The sequence below is a fragment of the Vibrio taketomensis genome, assembly GCF_009938165.1.
Classification (GTDB): Bacteria; Pseudomonadota; Gammaproteobacteria; order Enterobacterales; family Vibrionaceae; genus Vibrio; species Vibrio taketomensis.
On sequence record NZ_AP019649.1, the window covers coordinates 918,142 to 942,121 of the forward strand.

The 23,980-nt window shown below is 45.4% G+C and carries 20 protein-coding genes and 2 pseudogenes; 18 read left to right on the forward strand and 4 right to left on the reverse strand.

The genetic code is table 11. The features are described 5' to 3' along the window. The first annotated feature begins 15 nt into the window (after nt 1-15). From Vt282_RS04245 to Vt282_RS04300, 12 genes and pseudogenes are all read left to right on the forward strand, one after another. A complete protein-coding gene (locus Vt282_RS04245) occupies nt 16-510 on the forward strand; it encodes a chemotaxis protein CheW (RefSeq protein WP_162046811.1) in 495 nt (164 codons plus the stop codon). Beyond that, nucleotides 510-998, forward strand: a complete 489-nt coding sequence (locus tag Vt282_RS04250; RefSeq protein ID WP_162046810.1) for a DUF2802 domain-containing protein — start codon at nt 510-512, stop codon at nt 996-998. The genes Vt282_RS04245 and Vt282_RS04250 overlap by 1 nt, the downstream gene beginning before the upstream one ends. A 283-nt stretch (nt 999-1,281) precedes the next feature. Further along, nucleotides 1,282-1,902, forward strand: coding sequence for a cytochrome c biogenesis heme-transporting ATPase CcmA (gene ccmA, locus Vt282_RS04255; protein WP_162046809.1), 621 nt, complete (start codon nt 1,282-1,284; stop codon nt 1,900-1,902). A gap of 2 nt (nt 1,903-1,904) precedes the next feature. Continuing rightward, complete coding sequence (gene ccmB, locus Vt282_RS04260; RefSeq protein WP_162046808.1) at nt 1,905-2,573, forward strand: heme exporter protein CcmB; 669 nt, start codon at nt 1,905-1,907, stop codon at nt 2,571-2,573. Nucleotides 2,574-2,679: 106 nt separating this feature from the next. Then, nucleotides 2,680-3,432 (forward strand): heme ABC transporter permease, encoded by a 753-nt coding sequence (locus tag Vt282_RS04265; protein WP_162046807.1) that lies wholly within the window; start codon nt 2,680-2,682, stop codon nt 3,430-3,432. A gap of 2 nt (nt 3,433-3,434) precedes the next feature. Further along, nucleotides 3,435-3,641, forward strand: a complete 207-nt coding sequence (ccmD, locus tag Vt282_RS04270) for a heme exporter protein CcmD (RefSeq protein ID WP_162046806.1) — start codon at nt 3,435-3,437, stop codon at nt 3,639-3,641. Beyond that, nucleotides 3,638-4,123, forward strand: a complete 486-nt coding sequence (gene ccmE / locus Vt282_RS04275) for a cytochrome c maturation protein CcmE (RefSeq protein ID WP_162046805.1) — start codon at nt 3,638-3,640, stop codon at nt 4,121-4,123. Before ccmD ends, ccmE begins: the two co-directional genes overlap by 4 nt. Then, nucleotides 4,120-6,078: a heme lyase CcmF/NrfE family subunit gene (locus Vt282_RS04280; protein WP_162062646.1), complete on the forward strand. Its 1,959-nt coding sequence runs from the start codon at nt 4,120-4,122 to the stop codon at nt 6,076-6,078. The genes ccmE and Vt282_RS04280 overlap by 4 nt, the downstream gene beginning before the upstream one ends. Next, nucleotides 6,079-6,631 (forward strand): annotated as a pseudogene (locus tag Vt282_RS04285) (DsbE family thiol:disulfide interchange protein). After that, nucleotides 6,628-7,104, forward strand: coding sequence for a cytochrome c-type biogenesis protein (locus Vt282_RS04290; protein ID WP_162062647.1), 477 nt, complete (start codon nt 6,628-6,630; stop codon nt 7,102-7,104). The pseudogene Vt282_RS04285 and the gene Vt282_RS04290 overlap by 4 nt, the downstream one beginning before the upstream one ends. Further along, the gene (gene ccmI / locus Vt282_RS04295; RefSeq protein ID WP_162062648.1) at nt 7,104-8,318 is read left to right on the forward strand and encodes a c-type cytochrome biogenesis protein CcmI; all 1,215 of its coding nucleotides are present in this window, start codon (nt 7,104-7,106) and stop codon (nt 8,316-8,318) included. Before Vt282_RS04290 ends, ccmI begins: the two co-directional genes overlap by 1 nt. A 92-nt stretch (nt 8,319-8,410) precedes the next feature. After that, entirely contained in the window at nt 8,411-9,178 is a 768-nt protein-coding gene (locus tag Vt282_RS04300) for an MlaA family lipoprotein (protein WP_162047593.1), read from the forward strand. A 104-nt stretch (nt 9,179-9,282) separates the two neighbouring features. On the opposite strand, the gene Vt282_RS04305 is transcribed toward Vt282_RS04300, so the two are convergent. The 4 genes and pseudogenes from Vt282_RS04305 to Vt282_RS04320 form a co-directional block, all read right to left on the reverse strand. Beyond that, nucleotides 9,283-10,596: an outer membrane protein transport protein gene (locus Vt282_RS04305; protein ID WP_162062649.1), complete on the reverse strand. Its 1,314-nt coding sequence runs from the start codon at nt 10,594-10,596 to the stop codon at nt 9,283-9,285. Between the two features lie 449 nt (nt 10,597-11,045). Next, nucleotides 11,046-12,341 (reverse strand): annotated as a pseudogene (locus tag Vt282_RS21185) (outer membrane protein transport protein). Between the two features lie 239 nt (nt 12,342-12,580). Next, entirely contained in the window at nt 12,581-13,315 is a 735-nt protein-coding gene (locus Vt282_RS04315) for a DUF3379 domain-containing protein (protein ID WP_162062650.1), read from the reverse strand. Continuing rightward, nucleotides 13,308-13,859 (reverse strand): sigma-70 family RNA polymerase sigma factor, encoded by a 552-nt coding sequence (locus Vt282_RS04320; protein WP_174238915.1) that lies wholly within the window; start codon nt 13,857-13,859, stop codon nt 13,308-13,310. The genes Vt282_RS04315 and Vt282_RS04320 overlap by 8 nt, the downstream gene beginning before the upstream one ends. 709 nt (nt 13,860-14,568) lie before the next feature. On the opposite strand from Vt282_RS04320, the gene fadI reads away from it, so the two are divergent. The 6 genes from fadI (at nt 14,569) to Vt282_RS04350 (ending at nt 23,927) form a co-directional block, all read left to right on the forward strand. Continuing rightward, complete coding sequence (gene fadI / locus Vt282_RS04325) at nt 14,569-15,876, forward strand: acetyl-CoA C-acyltransferase FadI (protein WP_162062651.1); 1,308 nt, start codon at nt 14,569-14,571, stop codon at nt 15,874-15,876. Beyond that, on the forward strand, nt 15,876-17,990 hold the full coding sequence (gene fadJ / locus Vt282_RS04330; RefSeq protein ID WP_162062652.1) for a fatty acid oxidation complex subunit alpha FadJ: 2,115 nt from the start codon (nt 15,876-15,878) through the stop codon (nt 17,988-17,990). Before fadI ends, fadJ begins: the two co-directional genes overlap by 1 nt. A gap of 302 nt (nt 17,991-18,292) precedes the next feature. Further along, nucleotides 18,293-19,387: a NapC/NirT family cytochrome c gene (locus Vt282_RS04335; protein ID WP_162046794.1), complete on the forward strand. Its 1,095-nt coding sequence runs from the start codon at nt 18,293-18,295 to the stop codon at nt 19,385-19,387. 16 nt (nt 19,388-19,403) lie between these two features. Next, a complete protein-coding gene (locus Vt282_RS04340) occupies nt 19,404-21,851 on the forward strand; it encodes a molybdopterin guanine dinucleotide-containing S/N-oxide reductase (protein WP_162062653.1) in 2,448 nt (815 codons plus the stop codon). Between the two features lie 193 nt (nt 21,852-22,044). Further along, on the forward strand, nt 22,045-23,274 hold the full coding sequence (trpB, locus tag Vt282_RS04345) for a tryptophan synthase subunit beta (protein WP_162062654.1): 1,230 nt from the start codon (nt 22,045-22,047) through the stop codon (nt 23,272-23,274). A 104-nt stretch (nt 23,275-23,378) separates the two neighbouring features. Further along, the gene (locus tag Vt282_RS04350; protein ID WP_162062655.1) at nt 23,379-23,927 is read left to right on the forward strand and encodes an NAD(P)H nitroreductase; all 549 of its coding nucleotides are present in this window, start codon (nt 23,379-23,381) and stop codon (nt 23,925-23,927) included. Nucleotides 23,928-23,980: the final 53 nt, after the last annotated feature.

Consider the following 23,980-nt stretch of genomic DNA (forward strand, 5'->3'; position numbering starts at 1 on the left):
TAGAGAGGAAAAGGTATGTCTCAAATTAGCGAAGTCGAAGTGAGAAAAGACCAGTTAAATGACGAGGTACTTCAGTGGGTAACATTCCAACTGGAAGACGAAACATACGGCATTAACGTAATGCAAGTGCGTGAAGTGCTGCGTTATACCGAAATTGCACCAGTACCAGGCGCGCCTGATTATGTTCTAGGCATTATCAACTTACGTGGCAATGTGGTTACCGTGATCGACACGCGCTCGCGTTTTGGTTTGGTAGAAGGCGAGATCTCTGATAACACGCGTATTATCGTAATTGAATCAGAGCACCAAGTGATTGGTATTTTGGTGGATAGCGTAGCTGAGGTGGTTTACCTACGTTCGTCTGAAATCGACACCACACCAAGCGTGGGTACTGACGAAAGTGCGAAATTCATCCAAGGCGTGAGCAACCGCGAAGGTAAACTATTGATTCTGGTTGACCTAAATAAGCTTCTCTCTGATGAAGAATGGGATGAAATGGCTCATCTATAATGGATACCAGTTTGATTCTTAGTACCCCTGTTTTAGCTGGTGTGACTGCTTTTTTACTGCTGGTGTTCTTGATTGGCATGATGCGCTTAAAAAGAGCACAACGACTAGCAGCGGAGCAGGTTCGCCAGCAACATCGTCTTTTAGATAGAGAGTTGCAAAAGTCTAATAAGCAATTGTTAGAAGTGCGCTCGGTCGTTGTTGGGCTTGGGCAAAAAGTGAATGAACAAGAAGACATTATTCGTCATTTGTTAGAAAGAATTAAAGATCTTGAACAAGCGGATGGTGATGGCCGATTGTATTCACGTGCCACCAAAATGGTACAGCTGGGAGCTGATATTAACGAACTGATTCAAGAGTGCGAATTGCCGAAGGCAGAAGCCGAGCTGATGATGTCGTTGCAAAACAAATTATCAGGCAGGGAAAAGATCCCACCGTTGGAAGGCTCTCCTGATCAAACCTTTAGACGTCAACGTTCTAAATCGTCTTAAAACTCTTTGTCTTCAAAAGGATGCGTTATGCATCCTTTTTCAATTTTGGGTGCCACTACCCGATACTTTACCTCTTGCATATTCATCTGTTGACTTAATTCAATCTTATTTTCGATAATCCATTGAGTTATTAATGATTATGGATGTAAAGTGCTAATTTATTTAATTGTTGTTAATTGTTAACAGTTTCTTACGTACTTTCGTGATTCGTAAAGCTCATTCACTATGTTGTAGAAATTAGGCTGTGTTAATATATCCGCCTGAATCTTTATTTTGGTTGCTGATGCTAGAAGTAAAACAATTAACTGCCATTCGTGATGAAAGAATTCTCTTTGAGGCCCTGTCTTTTGCGATAGACAGTGGTGAATTAGTTCAAATTGAAGGACGTAATGGCACTGGCAAGACGACCTTGCTGCGAATCATTGCCGGATTGGGCGATCGTGATGAAGGTGAGATTTTTTGGAACAACGAAAACGTTGCCTCTAATCGCGATGCGTTTCATCAAGACTTGCTATTTCTTGGTCACCAAACTGGTGTGAAGCGTGAATTAACCGCTTATGAGAATCTCCGTTTTTATGTTTCGATTCACGCTCAGCAATCGGTAGATAAAGAAACGATTTATCAAGCGCTACTTAAAGTTGGGTTAGCTGGTCGAGAAGATGTTCCGGTTGCGCAGTTATCGGCAGGCCAACAGCGCCGTGTTGCGTTGGCTCGCTTGTGGTTAAGTAAGCATAAACTTTGGATTCTCGATGAACCGTTGACTGCAATTGATAAGCAGGGCGTTAAAGTGCTTGAGTCACTGTTTCAGCAACATGCAGAACAAGGTGGAATTGTGGTTTTAACCACGCACCAAGACATGTTTGCAGACAATCCAAAACTACGAAAAATTAAGCTAGGTGGTTAACAATGTTGGCAATTATGAACAATATTATTCGCCGAGAATTGTTGATCGCTTACCGACGCCAAGCGGACGTACTTAACCCACTGTGGTTTTTTATCATCGTGATCACGTTGTTTCCGTTGAGTATTGGTCCTGAGCCAAACCTTCTTGCGCGCATTGCGGCAGGGATTGTTTGGGTTGCTGCGCTGCTATCTGCCTTGTTGTCTTTAGAACGACTATTTCGTGATGACTACCAAGATGGCGCACTAGAGCAAATGATGCTGATGCCAATACCATTGCCGCTAGTGGTGATGTCAAAAGTGATCGCACATTGGTTATTAACTGGTTTGCCATTGATCGTTATCAGCCCACTGTTAGCGATTTTGTTGTCACTGGACTTCAATACTTGGTTGGCGGTGGTGCTAACCTTGTTGGTAGGTACGCCAACATTAAGTTTTATCGGTGCAATTGGCGTTGCGTTGACCGTTGGTTTGCAAAAGGGTGGGGTGCTGTTGAGTTTACTTATTCTGCCGCTTTATATACCAATTTTGATCTTTGCCACATCCGCGATTGATGCTGCCTCACTAGGTATGGCGTATAACGGACAACTGGCAATTTTAGGCGCAATGTTAATGGGGGCATTAACCTTAACCCCGTTTGCAATTAGTGCTGCATTGCGCGTAAGTGTTAATTGATTGTTTTCGATCAAGCACGAAATTTTCCCAGAATATAAATTACAACACGAAAAAATACCAAGAGCGCTGCGACTTGGTTACTAATGAAGTAAGAGTGAGACCGACAATGTGGAAATGGCTCCATCCATATGCCAAGCCTGAATCAGCCTATCGTCTATGCGGTAAGCTATTGCCTTGGTTTTCAATTTTAGCCTTTGCCTGCCTATCTATTGGCACTGTTTGGGGCTTGGCTTTTGCACCTTCTGATTATCAGCAGGGTGACAGTTTCCGTATTATTTACATTCATGTCCCATCGGCGATTTGGTCTATGGGTGTTTACATGTCAATGGCGATAGCAGCGTTTATCGGCTTGGTATGGCAAATCCGTATCTCAGATATGGCAGCATTGGCGATGGCACCCATTGGTGCAGTATTCACCTTCATTGCTCTGCTAACGGGTGCAATTTGGGGTAAGCCGATGTGGGGCGCTTGGTGGGTGTGGGATGCACGCCTTACCTCAGAATTGATCCTGCTTTTCCTATACTTGGGTGTGATTGCGCTATACCACGCATTTGATGACCAAAAAACGGCCGCGAAAGCCGCGGGTATTTTGGCGATTGTCGGTGTAATTAACCTACCGATTATTCACTTCTCAGTAGAGTGGTGGAACACCCTTCACCAAGGTGCGACGATCACTAAATTCGCTAAGCCATCGATCTCAAATGACATGTTATGGCCATTGCTGCTGAACATCTTTGGTTTTGCTTTCTTCTTTGGTGCACTGACCTTGGTTCGTTTACGTAATGAAATTATTAGCAAAGAAAGTCATCGCCCATGGGTGATCGAGTTGTCTTCACGTTTGGCTCAAAGAGGTAACTAACGATGCATTTTGAATCTTTGGGTGAGCTATTTGCGATGGGCGGTTATGCGGGCTACGTATGGAGCGCCTTTGGTATTACCTTTTTCGTGATGATTGCATTGCTTGTCAGCAGTGTGCGTCGTCATAAATCACTATTGAATGAAGTTCAGAATAAAGTGGCACGTCAAGCTCGTATTGAAGCTGCTAAAAATATGGAGAACACGTTATGAACCCAAGACGTAAAAAGAGGCTGGCTATCATCGTCGCCATTTTTTTGGGTATTGGCTCAACCATTGGGTTGATGATCTACGCGCTCGGTCAGAATATGGACTTGTTCTACACTCCAACGGAATTGGTACAGGGTAAACCGGATGGCACAAAACCAGAAGTTGGCCAACGCTTGCGTATTGGCGGTATGGTGACAGTTGGCTCGGTTAAGCGTGACCCAGAATCTTTGCGTGTATCGTTCCAACTGCACGATGTTGGCCCGCAAGTGACCGTCGTTTATGACGGTATTTTGCCAGACCTGTTCCGTGAAGGTCAGGGTATTGTGGCGCAGGGTGTATTAGTTGATCCGACAACGGTTGAAGCGTTCGAAGTATTAGCTAAGCACGATGAAGAATATATGCCACCGGAAATTGCTGAAGCGATGGAGAAATCGCACACACCTCTTGAATACACTGAACAACAAAAACAAGGAAGCAGTCAATGATTGCTGAAATCGGCCATTTTGCTCTAATAGTATCGCTTGCTATGGCGGTACTTCTGAGTGTTTTGCCTTTGGTGGGTGCCGCCAAAGAAAACACTCAGCTAATGAACAGCGCCCGTCCATTATCATGGGCCATGTTCCTACTTTTATCGCTGTCGTTCGCTATTTTACTTTGGGCGTTCTACACCAACGACTTTACGCTCAATTACGTTGCGAGTAACTCGAATACACAACTACCATGGTACTACCGTCTGACTGCAGTATGGGGTGCGCATGAAGGTTCGTTGCTACTTTGGGTACTCATTCAAGCGGGTTGGACTGTCGCGGTTGCGACGTTCAGTCGTGGTATGCCTCAAGAATCAGTGGCGCGCGTACTCGCAGTAATGGGTATGATCAGTGTAGGTTTCCTACTGTTCATTATCCTAACTTCAAACCCATTCTTACGTACTTTACCGTTTTTCCCTGTTGATGGTCGTGACCTAAACCCACTGCTGCAAGACCCGGGTTTGATTATTCACCCACCAATGCTTTACATGGGTTATGTAGGCTTCTCGGTTGCTTTTGCTTTCGCTATTGCCTCTCTGATGACCGGTCGTCTTGATACAGCGTGGGCTCGTTGGTCTCGTCCTTGGACAACGGCTGCGTGGCTATTTTTGACGCTAGGTATCGCACTAGGTTCTTGGTGGGCTTATTACGAGCTTGGCTGGGGCGGCTGGTGGTTCTGGGATCCAGTAGAAAACGCGTCATTTATGCCATGGCTTGCGGGTACCGCTTTAATGCACTCGTTAGCGGTTACTGAAAAACGCGGCACATTCAAAGCATGGACAGTGCTACTTGCTATCTCTGCGTTTTCATTAAGCTTGCTAGGTACCTTCTTAGTTCGTTCGGGTATTTTGGTTTCAGTACACGCATTTGCTTCTGATCCATCACGCGGTATGTTCATCCTAGGTTTCCTAGTGTTCGTTATCGGTGGTTCATTGCTGCTATTCGCCGTTAAAGGTGCAACTGTTCGCGCTCGCGGTGAATTTGATTTGGTCTCGCGTGAAAATGCACTACTTGCTAACAACGTGTTGTTAATTGCAGCGCTGGTGGTGGTACTGGTAGGTACATTGTTGCCACTTGTGCACAAACAACTTGGCCTCGGTTCAGTTTCTATCGGTGCGCCGTTCTTTGACATGCTATTTGCATGGCTAATGATCCCGTTCTCATTTGTATTGGGTATCGGTCCTCTGATCCGTTGGAAACGTGACAACCTCTCTAGCCTTGTGAAGCCGATGCTAGTGTCTGGTGTGATTGCGATTGGTCTCGCTGCACTGCTGAACTGGTTCTTCTCTGATTATTTCGTCTTCATGACCTACCTAGGTTGGTTGATGGCAATGTGGATTGTGGTTCTGCATTGTTACGAGTTGTATGAGCGTGCGACGCATCGCCACAGTTTCTTTAGCGGAATTTTCAAACTACAACGTAGTCACTGGGCGATGATGCTGGGTCATATTGGTCTAGCCGTTTCAATCATCGGTATTGCTATGGTGCAAACTCATAGTATTGAACGTGATGTACGCTTGGCTCCGGGCGATAGCTTCCAGTTAGAAGGCTACAACTTCTACTTCTCGCAAGTGCGTGATCATGATGGTCCGAACTACGATGGTTACATTGCAGACTTTGAAATCACAGCCGATGGCAAATACGTCAATACGCTACATGCGGAAAAACGTTTTTACCGTACCGCTCGTTCTATGATGACAGAAGCCGCGATCGACCGCAGCCTAACTCGTGACTTATACGTAGCGATGGGTGACCGTCTTGATGACAATAAATCATGGGCAGTGCGAATCTACTACAAACCATTTGTAAACTGGATTTGGGCGGGCTCGATCATCATGTCTTTGGGTGGTGCGCTAGCGATCAGCGATAAGCGTTACCGTTTCCGCAAGAAAGCCAAAAAACAGGAGGCATAAATGAACAAAAAATTCTTTTATTCCACTGATTGTCTTCCTTGGCTTAGTGGCAGTATTTACAACTCAGCTGGTGCGTAACGCCGAAGGTGATGATCCAACCAAATTGGAATCCGTGCTGGTCGGTAGACAAGTGCCACAATTTCGTTTGGAAGACTTAGCCGAGCCGGGTAAGTTGTACGACCAATCGATTTTTAAAGGTGAGCCATTACTGCTTAACGTCTGGGCGACTTGGTGTCCTACGTGTTTTGCGGAACATAAATACCTCAATGAACTGGCGTCAGACGGCGTAAAAATCATTGGTCTTAACTACAAAGATCAGCGCGATAAAGCGGTCGGTTGGTTAAACGATCTAGGTAACCCTTACCTAATCAGCTTGTTTGATGGTAACGGTATGCTTGGGCTTGATTTAGGCGTGTATGGCGCGCCAGAAACGTTCTTAATTGATGCAAACGGTGTGATTCGTTACCGCCATGTGGGGGATGTAAACCCTCGTAACTGGAAAGAAACACTAGAACCGATGTATCAACAAATGCTGGCGGAGGCGAAACAATGAAAAAGTGGGTATTAGCGTTTATCGCTGCTATGACTTTCTCAATCGCTGCCCACGCTGCGATTGAAGTGTACGAGTTCGATACGCTGCAGCAAGAAGAGCAGTTTAAAGAGCTCGGCCACACGCTACGTTGCCCGAAATGTCAAAACAATACGATTGCAGACTCGAACGCTGAATTGGCGCAAGACTTACGCCACAAAGTGTATGAAATGACAAAAGACGGTAAGTCGAAGAACGAAATCGTTGAATATATGATTGACCGTTACGGTAACTTCGTGACTTACAACCCTCCATTTACCTTGGCGACATCAATCCTTTGGTTGGGTCCGCTCGCGGTTGTTGTATTGGGTTTTGGCCTGATTGTGGTGCGTAGCCGCAAAAACAAACAACTTGCGACAGAAGAGAAATGGGATCCAGAAAAAGAGCAGCGTTTGAAAGCGCTTCTAGATGAAAAGAACGACGGAGATAAGCAGTAATGACGTTATTTTGGATTGCTTCAATCGTTCTTATCATTGTGAGTGGTGTGTTTATCGCGCTACCGTTTATCAGACGCAAAGAAAACAACGATGCCGCGCTGCGTGATGAACTCAACAAAGCGTTCTACAAAGATCGCCTATCTGAGCTTGAGGAAGAAACAGAAGAGGGTTTGGTTGCCGATCAACAAGAACTGATCGACGACTTAAAACAATCGCTTTTGGATGATATTCCTCAGCAACAAGCGCATGTTGAACAAAAACCACTCAACGCTTGGATGGTCATTGTTCCATCGCTATTGGTGACGATTGCCATCAGTTACGGTTTGTACGCTAAATTTGGTGCAGCGGATGAAGTGGCAGAATGGCAACAAGTGAATTCTAACTTGCCAGCATTGTCGAAAAAACTGATGTCGCCAGAGGGCGCTTCGCTCAGTGATGACGAGATGAAAGATCTGACGTTGGCACTGCGTACTCGCCTGCACAAATCACCAAACGATGCGACAGGTTGGTTACTATTGGGTCGTATTGGCCTAGCGAACCGTGATATTGATACCGCGATTGGTGCAATGAACAAGGCTTACAAACTGAATCCAACTGATCCAGATATCATGTTGGGTTATGCTCAAGCCTTGATGATGTCGCAAGATGCGGTTGACCAAGACACAGCGCGTTCAACACTGGGTAAACTGGTACAGCGCAACATTATGGATGTTCGCGTATTTTCACTGTTAGCCTTTGATGCTTACGAGCGTAAAGACTATGCAGCCGCAGTGCGTTACTGGACCATAATGCAACAGATGGTAGGCCCTGAAGATGAGCGTTACGAGATGCTGGCTCGCAGCATTGAAAACGCGCAAAAACAGATGGGTAAAGCGGCTTCGGGTAAAACTGTATCAGTAACGATTAATCTTGCTCCTGAGGTGCAGGCTAAGCCTGACGCAGCGCTGATTGTCTCTGTGCACAACGCAGATGGCTCTCCAGTGCCAGTAGCGGCAGCTCGTTACCCACTAGGCGTTTTCCCGCGTACAGTAGTGTTAGATGACGGTAACAGCATGATGCAAGGTCGTCAGCTATCGCAACTTGAAAACTACATGGTACGAGTGCGTGTTGATAACGACGGTAACGTAGCGACCAAAGAAGGCGACTGGTACGGTGAGAGTCCAGCCGCTAAAATGGGAGATGCGGTCGAGGTTATGGTGAATAGCCAGTATTAATATGCACTGAATCACAGTACACTAAGGCCGGAGATTATCCCGGCCTTTTTTATGGAATATTTTTGATGAAGAGCCTTAAGCCTAAGCACCTTATGCAAAAGAGCTTTAAGCCAAAATTGTGGACATCACTGCTTTCAGTGGCACTGTTAGCGGGGTGTTCAAGCGCGCCAGACGATGAAGCAGAAACCAGTGTGTCGAATGTGAACGACCCATTTGAAAGCTTTAACCGTGAAATGTGGGCAATTAACTATGACTATCTTGACCCTTACATCGTTCGTCCGGTTTCTCTTGCGTATGTCGATTACACGCCAGATCCTGTGCGTATCGGTATTGCGAACTTCCTTAGTAACCTTGATGAGCCATCAAGTATGGTCAATAACCTGATTATGGGTAACGGCGGTAAGGCGCTTGATCATCTAGGTCGCTTTGTGGTTAACACCACCTTTGGTTTGCTTGGTTTTATCGACATTGCATCGGATGCAGGCCTTACTGATCACAATGAAAAGACATTGGGCGATGCGATTGGTCACTACGGCGTAGGCAATGGCCCTTACGTGATGGTACCTGGCTATGGCCCTTGGACGGTTCGAGAAACCGCTGATTTTGCTGACAACATGTATGTACCTTTATCGCTACTCAACTTTTGGGCAGGTTTAGGCAAATGGGCACTGGAAGGGATGGAAACGCGTGCTTCTCTCGTTTCACAAGAAGTGATGTTAGAAAACTCGCCAGATCCATACGCACTGACGCGAGATGTGTACTTGCAGCATCGAGACTTTGAAGCTGAAATCGAAAGTAAGCAGCAAGAAATCGATCATGATGAAGAAGCGTATCTTGATGAGTATTTAGAAGACTTCTAATCTTGGTTCGCAAATTTTGAACCAGCGATTGAATATAAAAAAGGCTTGGAAATCCAAGCCTTTTTTTGTGTTTCTAATTTGCGTGTGACGCGCAGCGTTCCTAATTAGAACTTGTAGTTCGCTTGTACACCGATTAGCCAGATGCTACCGCTTACTTCGCCTTGGAAGTCACCACCAAAGAGGTTCGCATCAGCATCATTTTCATGCATGCTTGCGTCTTTTGCGATGATGTAAGTAAAGCCAGCATCTAACGATAGTTGCTCAGAGTATTGGTAGCCTGCACCAAGGCTTAGCCATAGACGATCGGTCTCTGGAATCGTCGCTGTGCGGTGTTCAGTATCAACTGCCGCCATATCGTAAGCGATACCGGTACGAAGTTGCAGTTTGTTGCTGTATTGGTACGTTGAACCAATTGCGAAGCGGTAGTTGTCTTTCCAGTTCTCTTCTTTGATATCAACAGCGCTCTTATTACCAAATTCAGGGATATCAGCTACTAGTTCTTTAAAGCTGCTCCAGTCAGTCCAGTTGATGCTGGTGTGAATCGCTACTTTGTTAGTAATTTGGTGGAACGTTGCTAACTCGGCCGTTGCTGGTAATGCAAGGGCCATCGAACCCGCGTATTTTTGTTTCACGTTTGGTAACGCAATCTTATGGAAACCGAGTCCTTCTGCATGACCTTCAAGAGTCAAATCTACTTCTGACTTATAAGCAAAACCGATACGGTTGTTTTCATTGATTTGCCAAGTTGTACCTACTTGCCAACCAAACGCTGTATCATCGCCTTCCATATACTTTAGCGTAGAACCCGGGCCTACAATACCGGGAATCGTTGGAGAATTAACACTTGCTACTGCACCAAAGTGACCTTCTGCTTGCACAAAACGCACACCACCACCGATCGCTACCGCATCAGTCAATTGGTAAGCTGCATTTAGGTTTGCTTCCATTGAAATAATACGTGCTTCGTTACCATGGTTTGCGCCACCAAAAGCGGTACCTAGGTCTGTTTCCATGCCGTAGTTAGTGCCAAGCGCAAAGCCAAGAGCAAACTTGTCGTTGTAGTTGTGTGACACATAGAAGTTAGGAACGACTGCGCTGTGAGCAAAATCAGAAGAGCTAGCTGGCTTGCTGTATGAGCCCAGTGGAGACTTACTAGAAGATGTACCTTCAATATCGATATTAGGATCAACATAGATCGCGCCAACAGAAACTTGAGTACCTTCTAGCTGCATCAGTAGTGCAGGGTTACGCCATTGTGAGCCCGCGTTGTCTGCCATTGCTGCTTCACCAGCGTATGCGCGGCCAAGACCTGTTGCTGAGTACTCAGCTAGCTGGAAACCCGCTGCATTAACACTTGCTGACGTCGAAATTAAACCACATGCCACGGCAAGTGATAGAAGAGACTTATTTGTTTTCATTGTTCTGTTCGCTGAATTTGGTTTTATGAAGTGCGAGAATGTTAAATTTAGAGCAATTGCTTTAAAAATAAAAAACATACCAAACGGTATATTTAGAGTTATATCTGGCTATTTAATTAAATTTCAGCACGAACAACCACAAAAGTGGTCGTACCACTTCTTTTCTCAGCGTACGCGTGTACGGTAAATTTACTCAATTTTTTTACAACTGTACTCTCAATTAGAAAGTGCATGTGTACGCTGAAAGTTTATAGATGCTGAGAGTGCAGAGTTGAGAGTACTAAACTGGGAAAATAGAGAGTGAAAGAGAATAGAAGGGAATGGTTCAGAACGCTTGAATTATAGAACGAATAAGATGAGGGAACAGTTTGCTACGGGATAAGTAATTTAGGACAAGGCAATAAAAAGGGCTGGAAAACCAGCCCTTGGAAGTTGTATCGCGTTCGCTATTAGAAAGTGCGGCTGTATTGCAGACCCATAAGGTTGCGTTAGCTTTGGTTGTAGCGGTAACAGACGTTGCGCCACCTAGAAGTTCTTCGTTAACTGCCACATCATCACCCATTAGGTAAAGTGAAGCCGAAGTCGATGTTAGATGAACTATCAAGATGGTAAGTAAAGCCAGCAGAGAACCATTGACGATCAGAGTCAGGAACAGAGATTGACGTTAGGTTATCTTGCGCGCTGGTGTCGTACATATAACCGGCACGTAGTGTCCAATCGTTGTTTAAGTAGTAAGTACCACCGATTGCATAATGCCAGCCATCTTGCCACTTGTAATCTTTGTCATAACTTGAACCAAGTGGAGAGTCTTTTAAGTTTCTAAACTTAATTTGATCAAATGCTGACCAACCAATGTATTGAATCGAGTAGTGTACAGCGAATTTTGTATCTTCAATTTTGTGGTAACCAGAGAACTCTGCCATATCAGGTAGTGGTAGAGTAATTTTCTGACCGCGATCGTCTTTCGCTTCAAACTCTGGCTGTAACGGTATGAAAGGCCAAACGATTGTTTCGTCCAACTCAAATACCGTACCAACATTAAAGCCAAATGCGAAGCCATCTGCTGTCGACATCCACTAGAGCAGTACCTGCTGAAGGCACTGCAGGTATATTCATAGCAGGAACGCCAGGGAAACCTGTTCCGAATGAAGAGCTAGTTTCACGTTTCATAGTACCTTGACCATAAATTAGGTCGAGACCAGCACCAAAACTCCATTGTTCATTTACACGGTATGAACCAGCAAGACCAAAGTTAAAGCTCTTAACATCAGTTAAGCCACCGTATTCAGCCGCAATATAGTCGTCAGAAAACTCAGTTTTTGTACCAAAGTTAGAGTATGCATTCACACCTACCGCAAATTTTTCATTTAGAGGGACGATTAGGTGGATATTTGGCGCGATTGAGGTTGAACCTACATCATCAGTATCAGGAACGTCTTTAACTGTGGTACCACCACCAAATGCTGGTGCAAATTGGTTTGTATAAGTTGCATCTTTACTTCAATCATTGAAGTGATGCTTTCAAAACCGATTGAAAATTCAGTTTTGTCAAATAGCGCCATTGCTGCTGGGTTACGAGCCATTACCGATGCGTTATCAGCAATTACTGCGTCACCGGCGAATGCACGGCCAATACCTGTAGCAGATTGTGCGTTAAGCTGGAAACCAGCTGCGAGAGCTTGTTGTGATGCAAGTGCAACGGTTGCTGCAACGAGTGTTTTTTTAAACAGACGCGTTTTATTCATTGTGCTTTTTCCTTTTTTAGTCGCCTCTTGTGGGCGCTGTTTTTGAGCTTTTGCTCATTTGGGGCTGATACTAGACGGAAGTATAGAAGATAGAAATCCGACCATTGTCTAATTTGATGATAAAATTATGGAAATGACGGTTATCATGCAGGAATGTGCTGAAAAGCCCTCTTTCTAGAGTTTGTACTCTAAATTTTAGGCAAAAAAAGAGCCCCTAGTGATTACTGGAGCTCATTCAGTTAGATAGCAACTGGTTGGATAAGTTGTTTTATGGAATTGGCAATGCCGGTTACATTTTCATCTTTATCGCCAACAATGATCATACTGGCTCCGCCACCAACGGGTTCCACCACACCCGACATTCCTTGGCCATAGAAATCTTCGACCTTGGTCGAGGGAATGTTGGTCATGAATAGGGTGACTTTGCCTTTTTCACCTTCAAAAACCATGTGTAGTGCGTTGCTTTCACCAAAGCCGCAATGATTTAAGTAGTAAACATGGTAAGGAAAAGCTTTATCCAACTCGTGAGTAAAAGGCACCATTTTGGCATTAATCTGCGCCGTGCTGACTTTTTCATCTAAATCACGAATAAACGGCTTTTCTGCAATCACATGTTCCATCGCGATATCAGCTAAACTCGCTTGGGCTGGTGCGACCACAATATTGCCCCAATTGATTTGTCCAACCAATATCCCAACCACAAACGCAACGGAAGCGGCCATAGCCATGCTGCGTCTAACAAAGTTTGGGCGAATCACTTTTGCCTGATGCTGAGAGCTCTGGTTAAACAGAATGCGATCGGCAAGGTCATCGGGTACTTCGACGTTCATCGCTTTAGCGATGCGACTATCGAGATCGGCAATATCTTCAGCGAACTTTGCGTTGTTTTCATTGGTACGCATCGCATCGAGAATGTCGCTGTCCCTCTGTTTAGGGTCGGACATAATACGACGACGGAATTCTAACTCATCCATTGTGCGCTCCTCTGTGTTTGTTCTCTTCGTGTTCTAGCATCTCTTTAAGTTGGTTTCTGGCTCTAAATAGCCGAGTCATCACCGTATTTTTATTCAGTTCGAGTATTTCGCCGATTTCATCACCGCTAAAGCCTCCCACGACTTGCAGGAATAAAGGCTCTCTGTATTCCACTTCAAGTCGCATGATCTGCGTATGAATCCATTCACTTTGGTGATGGGCATCATCGCTGACTTTGGCTTCGTTGCTGTGATCGTCAATATCAACCAAATCAAATTGTTTACGTTCAAAGCGACGTGCATTTTCTCGGCGTAAAATAGTGATCAGCCAAGATTTTGCCGCTTTCTCATCTTGTAAGCTATCGAGCGATTTCCACGCTCTGAGGCAGGTTTCCTGCACTAAGTCTTCGGCGATAGTCGGATCTTTACACAACCAGTAGGCATAACGATAAAGGTCACGATGGTACGCTCTGACTAAAGCTTCATATTTTCTTTGTCTGTCCATATCTGATTCGACCGGACGTTGCGACTTTTTCTTTCCAAAAATATTTAAGATGGCCACGCATAGCCTCCCTAATTGATTCTTTTTATACCTACATAATGCGATTTAGCAGGCTCTAACTAATCCAGTTGCATAATAAAGTAATGCACTCAGACTGGGTGTGGTTGCCGTTCGTTTGCGGTTTGATGTTGTTGAGCTAAAGCCGCAAACTAACGGCAAAATGCACGAAATCCGCGACGAACTTGGGCTTTTGAGGCGATAAAAGCGAATACTCGGTCAATCTGGTTAGAAATCGAAAGAAAAATTGATCTACTTCAAAAACCGTCACAATTGAGCGGTTATAGTACATCTTGTCATCTAGTTAGTGTTCGCACTAACAGTTGAGCAAGATGACACTTCCTTTTGAAGGCTGACTTTACTTTCTCCTAATCAGGAAACTGATTAATTTCAATTGGCGTAAGTTAATTGCTTTACATATTCCGACCACACAGTTTTGTGTGGTTTTTTTTTGCCTCAATTTCTCTCAATTACCCTCATTTGTCATTTTATTCATACTTCAACGCTATCTTTACAGCTTTGCTACTTAGTTAACAGTGCAATCACCATTACCAACTATAGTTAAAACCAGCTTATCCTTCATCGTCTTAACAGCTTTTACGTATGTTAAATCACGTTTATTTAAACAGATGTTTGAATGGTTTAACAAACTAGTTACAATAATTCTGGTCAGACCTCTTAAAATAAAGGAGAAACAATGAGCAAGCAGGATGTGATGACTCGCTCTGGTGAGCGGGTTGCTATTGTTGCCGGGTTACGTACACCGTTTGCACGTCAATCGACCGAGTTTGGGCAAGTGCCTGCTGTTGATTTGGGCAAAATGGTGGTGAGTGAAATGATGACTCGCAGTGACCTTGACCCAAAAATCATTGATCAAGTGGTGTTTGGCCAAGTGGTACAAATGCCAGAGGCTCCCAATATTGCCCGTGAGATTGTGCTCGGTACGGGGATGAACATCCATACTGATGCCTACAGTGTGACGCGTGCTTGCGCGACCAGTTTTCAAGCCGCTGTGAATGTGGCGGAGAGTATTATGGCTGGTACTATTGATGTGGGGATTGCCGGCGGTGCGGATTCATCGTCAGTATTGCCTATTGGTGTCTCGAAAAAGATGGCGGCCAATTTACTCGCGCTAAGTAAAACCAAAACCATGGCGCAAAAGCTCAAAATCTTGAAAGGTTTCTCGCTTAAAGATTTGATGCCTGTCCCTCCTGCGGTTGCAGAATACTCTACCGGTCTGTCAATGGGGCAGACAGCGGAACAGATGGCGAAAAGTCATGGCATTACGCGCTTAGAGCAAGATGCTCTTGCTCATCGCTCACATACGTTGGCTTCGCAAGCTTGGAAAGAGGGGAAAATCTCCGGCGAAGTGATGACGGCGTTCCCAGAACCTTACAAAACGTGGTTAGCGGAAGATAACAATATTCGTCATGACTCATCATTAGAAAGCTACGCTAAGCTACGTCCGGCGTTTGATCGCCAATACGGTAGCGTAACAGCTGCCAATAGTACGCCATTAACCGATGGTGCGGCCGCAGTGATGTTGATGCGAGAAGGCCGAGCTAAAGAACTGGGTCTGGAGATCATGGGATACATTCGGTCTTATGCTTTTTCTGCCATTGGTGTGCACGAAGATATGTTGATGGGGCCGTCTTACGCAACGCCATTAGCACTCGATAGAGCAGGGATCACGCTTAATGATTTAACTCTAATTGATATGCATGAGGCTTTTGCTGCTCAAGCATTGTCGAATGTAAAAATGTTCGCTAGCGATAAGTTTGCGCAAGAAAAACTTGGGCGAAGCAAAGCGATTGGCGAAATTGATATGGATAAATTTAACGTGTTGGGTGGCTCTATCGCATACGGCCATCCATTTGCCGCAACCGGCGCGCGTATGATGACGCAAACATTACGTGAATTAAAACGCCGTGGTGGTGGCTTGGCACTGAACACCGCTTGTGCTGCTGGTGGTTTAGGTGCGGCAATGATTTTGGAGGTTGAATAATGAAGGATCAAAAAGCGTTCAATCTAAGTGTCGATGAGCAAAACATTGCTTGGCTTTGTGTCGACGTACCCAATGAAAAAATGAATACGCTGCAAGCAGCATTTGCTGAAGATATGGAGCAAGTGTTCGCTGAAATTAGTCAGCAAAAAGATCAAATTAAAGGTCTAATTCTTCACTCGGGTAAGCCCGATAATTTTGTCGCTGGGGCTGATGTGCGTATGTTAGATGCATGTCAATCAGAGCAAGAAGCTCAAGCTCTGGCCGCAAAAGGCCAAGAGATGTTCCAACAGTTGGCGGATCTGCCGTTTCCGGTTGTTGCGGCCATTCATGGCCCATGCTTGGGTGGCGGTTTAGAGCTCGCTTTGGCGTGTGATTATCGCGTATGTACTGATGATGATAAAACGCGCATTGGTTTGCCTGAAGTTCAGTTGGGCTTGTTACCGGGATCTGGTGGCACGCAGCGCTTACCACGCTTGATAGGTTTGTTACCCTCGTTGGATCTTATTTTGACCGGTAAGCAGCTTCGCGCGAAAAAAGCGAAAAAACTGGGGGTTGTTGATGCTTGTGTGCCTCATACCATCTTACTGGACGTTGCGAAGGAATTTGCCAATAAGAGCACAAAAGCGAAACATTCGTCGTCAACGAAAGAGAAATTGTTAGCGCAAACCGGTTTGGGACGTAAGGTGATCTTTGAACAAGCGGCGAAAAAGACCGAACAAAAAGCGCGTGGCAACTATCCGGCGACGAAAGCGATATTGGATGTGATTCGTTTTGGCTTGGAAAAAGGGCTGAAGAAAGGGCTTGAATACGAAGCACAACGCTTTGGTGAGTTGGTGATGACACCAGAGTCGAAAGCGTTGCGTTCAATCTTTTTTGCCACGACGGAAATGAAAAAAGAACACGGTGGTGATGCTGAACCACTGACGGTTAAGCGTGTGGGTGTACTCGGTGGTGGCTTAATGGGCGCAGGTATCGCTCATGTGTCAGTCGCTAAAGCCAAATTGCCAGTACGTGTCAAAGATGTGAGTAATGATGGAGTATTAAACGCACTTAAGTACAACTACAAGTTGTTTGATAAGCAGCGCAAACGCCGGATTTTGAGTAAAGCGCAGCTGCAAGCCAAGATGAACCAAATCTCGGGTGGTGTGGATTTCACGACGTTTAATCAACTTGATGTGGTGATTGAAGCAGTATTTGAAGATCTCTCACTTAAGCAGCAAATGGTGGCGGATATTGAGCAAAATGCCAAACTGGAAACCATCTTTGCAACCAATACCTCCTCTTTGCCAATCTCACAGATTGCAGAAAAAGCACAGCGTCCTGAAAATGTGGTTGGCTTACATTACTTCAGCCCAGTAGAGAAAATGCCGCTTGTTGAGGTGATTCCTCATGATGGAACGTCGGAGCAAACGGTATCTACCGTGGTAGAGCTGGCGCGTAAGCAAGGTAAAACCCCAATTGTTGTGAAAGATCAGGCTGGTTTTTACGTTAATCGCATTCTTGCGCCATATATGAATGAGGCAGCGAATGTGTTGCTCACTGGTGAGCCAATAGAGCAATTGGATAACGCCCTATTGAATGCGGGTTTCCCTGTTGGTCCAATCACACTGCTCGATGAAGTGGGTGTCGATATCGGCGCGAAGATCATGCCAATCTTAGTGAAAGAGTTGGGGGATCGCTTCCAAGGGCCGGATGTGTTTGACACCTTGCTCAATGATGGGCGCAAAGGTCGTAAGAGCGGTAAAGGGTTTTACACTTACAAAGGCAAAGATAAGCAAGTCGATAAGAGTGTTTATTCATTGTTGAATCTGAAGCCAGAAGCAAAACTCGCTGAAGCGGAAATTGCGATGCGCTGTATTTTGCCAATGCTTAACGAGGCCGTTCGTTGTTTAGATGAAGGCATTATTCGCTCGCCACGCGACGGTGACATCGGGGCGATCTTTGGCATTGGCTTCCCGCCATTCCTAGGTGGTCCATTCCGCTATATGGATCAGATTGGGATTCCAAAGCTTGTCGAGATGATGAATCAGCATGCGTCTAAGTATGGTGAACGCTTTGCACCCTGTGATGGTTTACTGACACGAGCAAGTGTGGGGGAGTCATTTTATCGTTAAGCTATCGATAAATATCGATATTTAATCTAATCAAAGGCGGGTTTCCCGCCTTTTTTGTTTCGTTATGCAGGAAATTATTGGAATTTCGCTGTGGGCAAATGTCATAAAAAGTTCAAATCGTAATCAAAACAATATGCGGTCAAGCGTTTTATTGTTACACAGAATAAAAGGATGCCAGACTTCTCACTATTGAGAATACGTTCAGATCTAGCTCATAAAAAGTGAGTTTTCTCGATTTTTTCTACTACCAAAGGAGTAGATTGCGACAAAGCATTACATTTTGTAAGGGTATATTTGAACTTATGTCATTAAAGAAGCGTTATGTCGCCCTCCTAGTCACAGCTGGTGTGTTTATCGGTTGGTTAACACTGGGTGGTTCTGCGGCAGTTATGCATTACACATCAAGCACTGAATTTTGTTTATCTTGTCACTCTATGCAGTTGCCTTATGAGGAATACCAAGGCTCTGTCCACTTTTCCAACTCACGTGGCATTCGCGCAGAATGTGCCGACTGTCATATCCCTTCTGATCCGGTTGATTATTTGGTCACGAAAGTCCGTGCGACGAAAGATATCTACCACGAGTTTTTCACGGGCAAAATCGATGATGAAGAGAAGTATGAGCAGCATCGTTTAGCAATGGCTGAAACCGTTTGGGCTCAAATGAGAGAAAACGATTCTGCGACTTGTCGTTCATGTCACTCTTATGACGCGATGGATACCTACGCTCAAAATGAAGAGTCAGTGAAGATGCACCAATATGGCATCGAAAACAATCAAACCTGTATCGACTGTCATAAAGGCATGGCGCACTTTGCTCCTGAGCCTGAAATGGACAGTGAAGCGTTTGATAACTTGATGGCGCAAACTGCGACAACGGATGCTGCGGCGAAAGTTGTTTACCCAATTCAAAATATCGAAATGGGTGACCTAGGTACGATCAACCCTACCGTTGCACTTGACGTGCTAGCTACAGAAGGGACTAAGCGCCAAGTGAAATTGGCTGGTTACCAGATGAAAGGTGCCGAGCAGGTGATGTACATGGGCGAGGGTCAGCGTGCGATTATCGCCAGCTTAACTGAGCAAGGTCAAGCCGCAGTCGAACACGGTGAATACCAAGCCGACGAATACGGTAACGAGTGGCGCACGGCGTCATTGATAGCCGAAATTGATAGTCCAGTTCTTGCTTCACAAGAGCCAATTTGGACCTATGCCGAAGAGCTAGACAATGTTTACTGCGCAACCTGTCATGCCAAGATCCCTGCGAATCACTTTACCGTGAATGCATGGGGACCAGTGGCAAAAGGTATGGGTGACCGCACGGACATCTCTTCAAGTGATTTAGAAATACTGACTAAATTCTTCCAGAACCACGCAAAAGATGTGGCTGGTCACTAATAACAAGGACAATCCTATGACTGAAATTACACGTCGCAGTTTTTTAAAAGGAACGGGTGCTACCGCTGGTGCGATGGCCATTACTTCAATTGCCCCAATGTCTGCTATCGCTTCTGATAAGCGTGGCTCTGGTGTGCTAACAGCGGGTCGTATGGGCCCAATGTTATGTGAAGTAAAAGATGGCAAATTAGTGGAAACTAAAAATGCCCTAGCGCAAACCGTACACAACAGTCTTCAAACTACAGGCCCTGACCAAGTTTATACTAAGGCCCGTGTTAAATACCCTATGGTACGTAAAGGTTACCTAGCAAATCCTGCCCAGCCACAAGGCGAACGCGGCAGTGATGAGTTTGTGCGTGTTTCTTGGGATGAGGCGTACAAGCTGATTGATGCACAACATAAACGCATTCGTGAAACCTACGGCGCAGAATCGATTTTTGCTGGTTCATACGGCTGGCGTTCAAGTGGTGTGTTACACAAAGCGCAAACGCTACTTCAACGTTACATGAGTATGGCGGGTGGTTATTCAGGCCATTTAGGTGATTACTCAACGGGTGCTGCGCAAGTTATCATGCCGCACGTAATGGGCTCAATCGAGGTTTACGAGCAGCAAACCACATACCCTGTTGTACTAGAGAACAGCGAAGTCGTGGTACTTTGGGGCCTAAACCCAATGAACACGCTGAAAATCGCATGGAGTTCTTCTGACTGTGCGGGCCTTGAATTCTTCCACCAACTGAAAAAATCAGGCAAAACCGTTATTGCTATCGACCCAATGCGTTCAGAAACGATTGAGTTCTTTGGTGACAATGTTCAGTGGATTGCTCCGCACCCAATGACGGACGTTGCTTTGATGCTCGGTATTGCTCATACCCTAGTTAAACAAGGCAAACACGATAAAGAATTCCTAGCGAAATACACCACAGGCTACGATGTGTTTGAATCTTACCTAATGGGTAAAGAAGATGGCGTAGAGAAATCGGCAGAATGGGCAGCGCCAATCACTGGCGTACCTGCGAAACAGATTGAACTATTGGCTGATATCTTTAGCAAAAACCGCACTATGCTCATGGCAGGTTGGGGTATTCAGCGTCAACAATATGGTGAACAACGCCACTGGATGCTAGTAACGCTTGCTTCTATGCTAGGTCAAATCGGTTTGCCTGGCGGCGGTTTTGGTTTGTCTTACCACTATTCAAATGGCGGTAACCCTTCTCGTGATGCGGCTGTACTTCCTGCAATCTCAGCTTCTATCGGTGGTGGTTCGTCAGCAGGTAATGACTGGGCAGTCTCTGGCTCGGTAAATGCCTTCCCAGTTGCACGTATCGTTGAAGCGCTCGAAAATCCTGGTAAACAGTTCCATCATAATGGTCATACATTGACCTTCCCTGACATTAAGATGATCTGGTGGGCGGGCGGTGCGAACTTTACTCACCACCAAGACACTAACCGCTTGATCAAAGCGTGGCAAAAACCAGAGCTGATTGTTATTTCAGAACCATACTGGACAGCAGCGGCGAAACATGCGGATATCGTACTACCGATCACCACATCGTTTGAGCGTAACGACTTAACTATGACGGGTGACTACAGTAACCAGCACTTAGTGCCGATGAAGAAAGTGGTTGAGCCTCAAGGTGAAGCGCGTAATGACTTTGATGTCTTTGCCGATATGTCAGAGCTGCTAAAACCAGGTGGTAAAGCAGTCTTTACTGAAGATAAAGATGAAATGGGTTGGCTAAAAGGCTTCTATGACGACGCACAAAAAGCGGGTCGTTCAGCGCGTATTCGCATGCCTAACTTCGGTAAATTCTGGGATGATAACCAGTTAATTGAAATGAAGTTCAACAAGAAAGCAGCCCAGTTTGTTCGTCATGCTGAGTTCCGTAAAGATCCCGTGATGAACCCGCTCGGTACGCCAAGTGGCAAGATCGAAATCTTCTCTAAGACCATTGAAGGTTACAAGCTAGAAGATTGTCCTCCGCACCCAACTTGGATGGAGCCAGTGGAGTACAACGGTAATGCGAAAGAGGGCGAGCTTCAGCTGATGACAGCTCACTCTGCAGACCGTCTGCATAGCCAATTTAACTACGCAAAACTGCGTGAAAACTACGCTATCGCAAACCGTGAGCCGATTTCGATTAATACTGAAGATGCAAAAGCACGAGGTATTCAAACGGGTGATTTAGTTCGTGCGTTTAACGATCGTGGTCAAGTGCTGGTGGGTGCATTAGTTACGGATGGCATCAAACAAGGTTCGGTATGTATCCACGAAGGTGGTTGGCCGGATCTCGATAAGGAAACTGGCATGTGTAAGAACGGTGGTTGTAACGTTCTTACATTGGATATTCCAACGTCACGTTTGGCGAACGGCTGTGCCGCTAACTCGTCACTGGTACGTATTGAGAAATACACTGGTGTTGCTCCAGAACTTACGGCGTTTATGCCACCACAAAATGGTTAATTAAGTTCTTATATCGATTAAGCCAGCAGCAATGCTGGCTTTTTTTTCGCTTGTGCCGACCGTATTCAAGGCCGTTTAGTCATGGTGAGCAAAATTTGTGAGTCAGTTATCTAATCTTGATCGTGTCAATTGTGAGACGAAAAACGAATCAATATGATGTTCTAGCGTACTAGTTTGATAGGATAGAATTCTGATGAAAAATACGTTTGACCATGCGTTACCTAACGCAGAAGGCTATTTTGGCGAATATGGCGGCAGTTTTATTCCACAAGAGCTGCAAAAAGTTATGGATGATATTACTGCTGCGTACAATGAATGCCGACAAGATCCTGAGTTTCAGGCCGAGCTTGCACGGTTGTATAAGCATTTTGTTGGTCGCCCAAGTCCGATTTTTCATGCTCAAAACCTGTCTAAAAAATATGGCGCTGATATTTATCTTAAGCGCGAAGATCTTAACCATACTGGTGCACACAAAATTAACCACTGCTTGGGTGAAGCGCTACTGGGTAAGCGTATGGGTAAGAAAAAACTCATTGCTGAAACGGGAGCAGGGCAGCATGGTGTTGCTTTAGCGACGGCCGCCGCTTTAGTTGGTCTAGAGTGTGACATCTATATGGGTGAGGTCGATATCGCTAAAGAGCATCCAAACGTTGTACGTATGCGTATTTTGGGAGCCAATGTAATTCCAGCTACTCATGGGCGTAAAACCCTCAAGGAAGCCGTAGATGCCGCATTTGAAGCCTATCTTAAAGACCCGATCAATCAACTCTATGCGATTGGTTCTGTAGTTGGTCCTCATCCATTCCCAATGATGGTTCGTGATTTTCAATCAATCATCGGCAATGAAGCGCGCGTTCAATTCCAAGAAATGACGGGTAAGTTGCCCGATAATCTCGTCGCATGTGTGGGTGGTGGCTCAAATGCGATGGGCTTGTTTAGCGCATTTTTGGATGATAAAGACGTTGCGATACATGGTGTTGAGCCTGCGGGTCGTTCTCTCACTGAAGTCGGCGAACACGCGGCGACTTTATCGCTAGGTGAGCCAGGTATCATGCATGGCTTTAAATCGTACATGCTGAAAGATGAGGCTGGCGAGCCACAAGAGGTTTATTCGGTTGCGAGTGGCTTGGATTATCCGGCAGTGGGCCCACAACACAGTTATCTTAAAGATCTTGGCCGCGTTCACTATGGTACAGCCAACGATAATGAATCGATCGATGCCTTTTTCGAATTGTCACGATTGGAGGGGATTATTCCAGCGATTGAATCCTCCCATGCGGTCGCTTATGCGCTTAAACTTGCCAAGCAGGGTGTGAAAGGATCAATGTTGATTAACCTCTCTGGACGCGGTGATAAAGACATCGATTTTGTTGTTCAGCATTACGGTAAAGACTACGGTATCGAATCTTTGGTTCAAGCGTAGTGGTTTATTGAGATAAACGAAAGCTGACACCAAGTCAGCTTTTTTACCTAAAGCATCGGTATTCGTTATGTTTTAGATAGAAAACAGCGAATAAAGGATACGAGATGGATGCATTAGAACTATTACTTAACCGTCGTTCCATTGCACGGCTCAGTGCTCCCGCCCCTGAAGGGTTGGCGTTAGAAAACATCATTCGAGCGGGACTGCGAGCGCCCGATCACGGTGGGTTAACCCCTTGGCGTTTTGTCATTGCTCAAGGGCAAGGCTTGCAGAAGTTGGCGGATATTTTGATTAAAGCGGCGCAAGCGAGTGATAGTGAACAAGCGGTTGTTGACAAGGTTAGCCAAGCGCCATTTCGAGCTCCGATGGTGATTACGGTGATCGCCAAGGTGACACCTCATGACAAGGTTCCGCCCCTTGAGCAATATTTATCTGCCGGTTGTGCCGCTCAATCGATGCAAATGGCGGCTGTCGCGCAGGGTTTTCAAGGTTTTTGGCGTTCAGGAAAATGGATGTTCGATGACAACGTTCGTCAAGCGTTTGGCTTGCAAGGCGATGATCAAATCGTCGGATTTCTCTATTTAGGTACGCCGGGCTGCACACCAATGAAAGTCCCAGAGCGAGATTTGACGAAGTTTGTTGAGTTTCTGTAGTAAGGGAACGTTAACGCGTAGACAAGAAAAAAGCTTGGGTTAGCCCAAGCTTT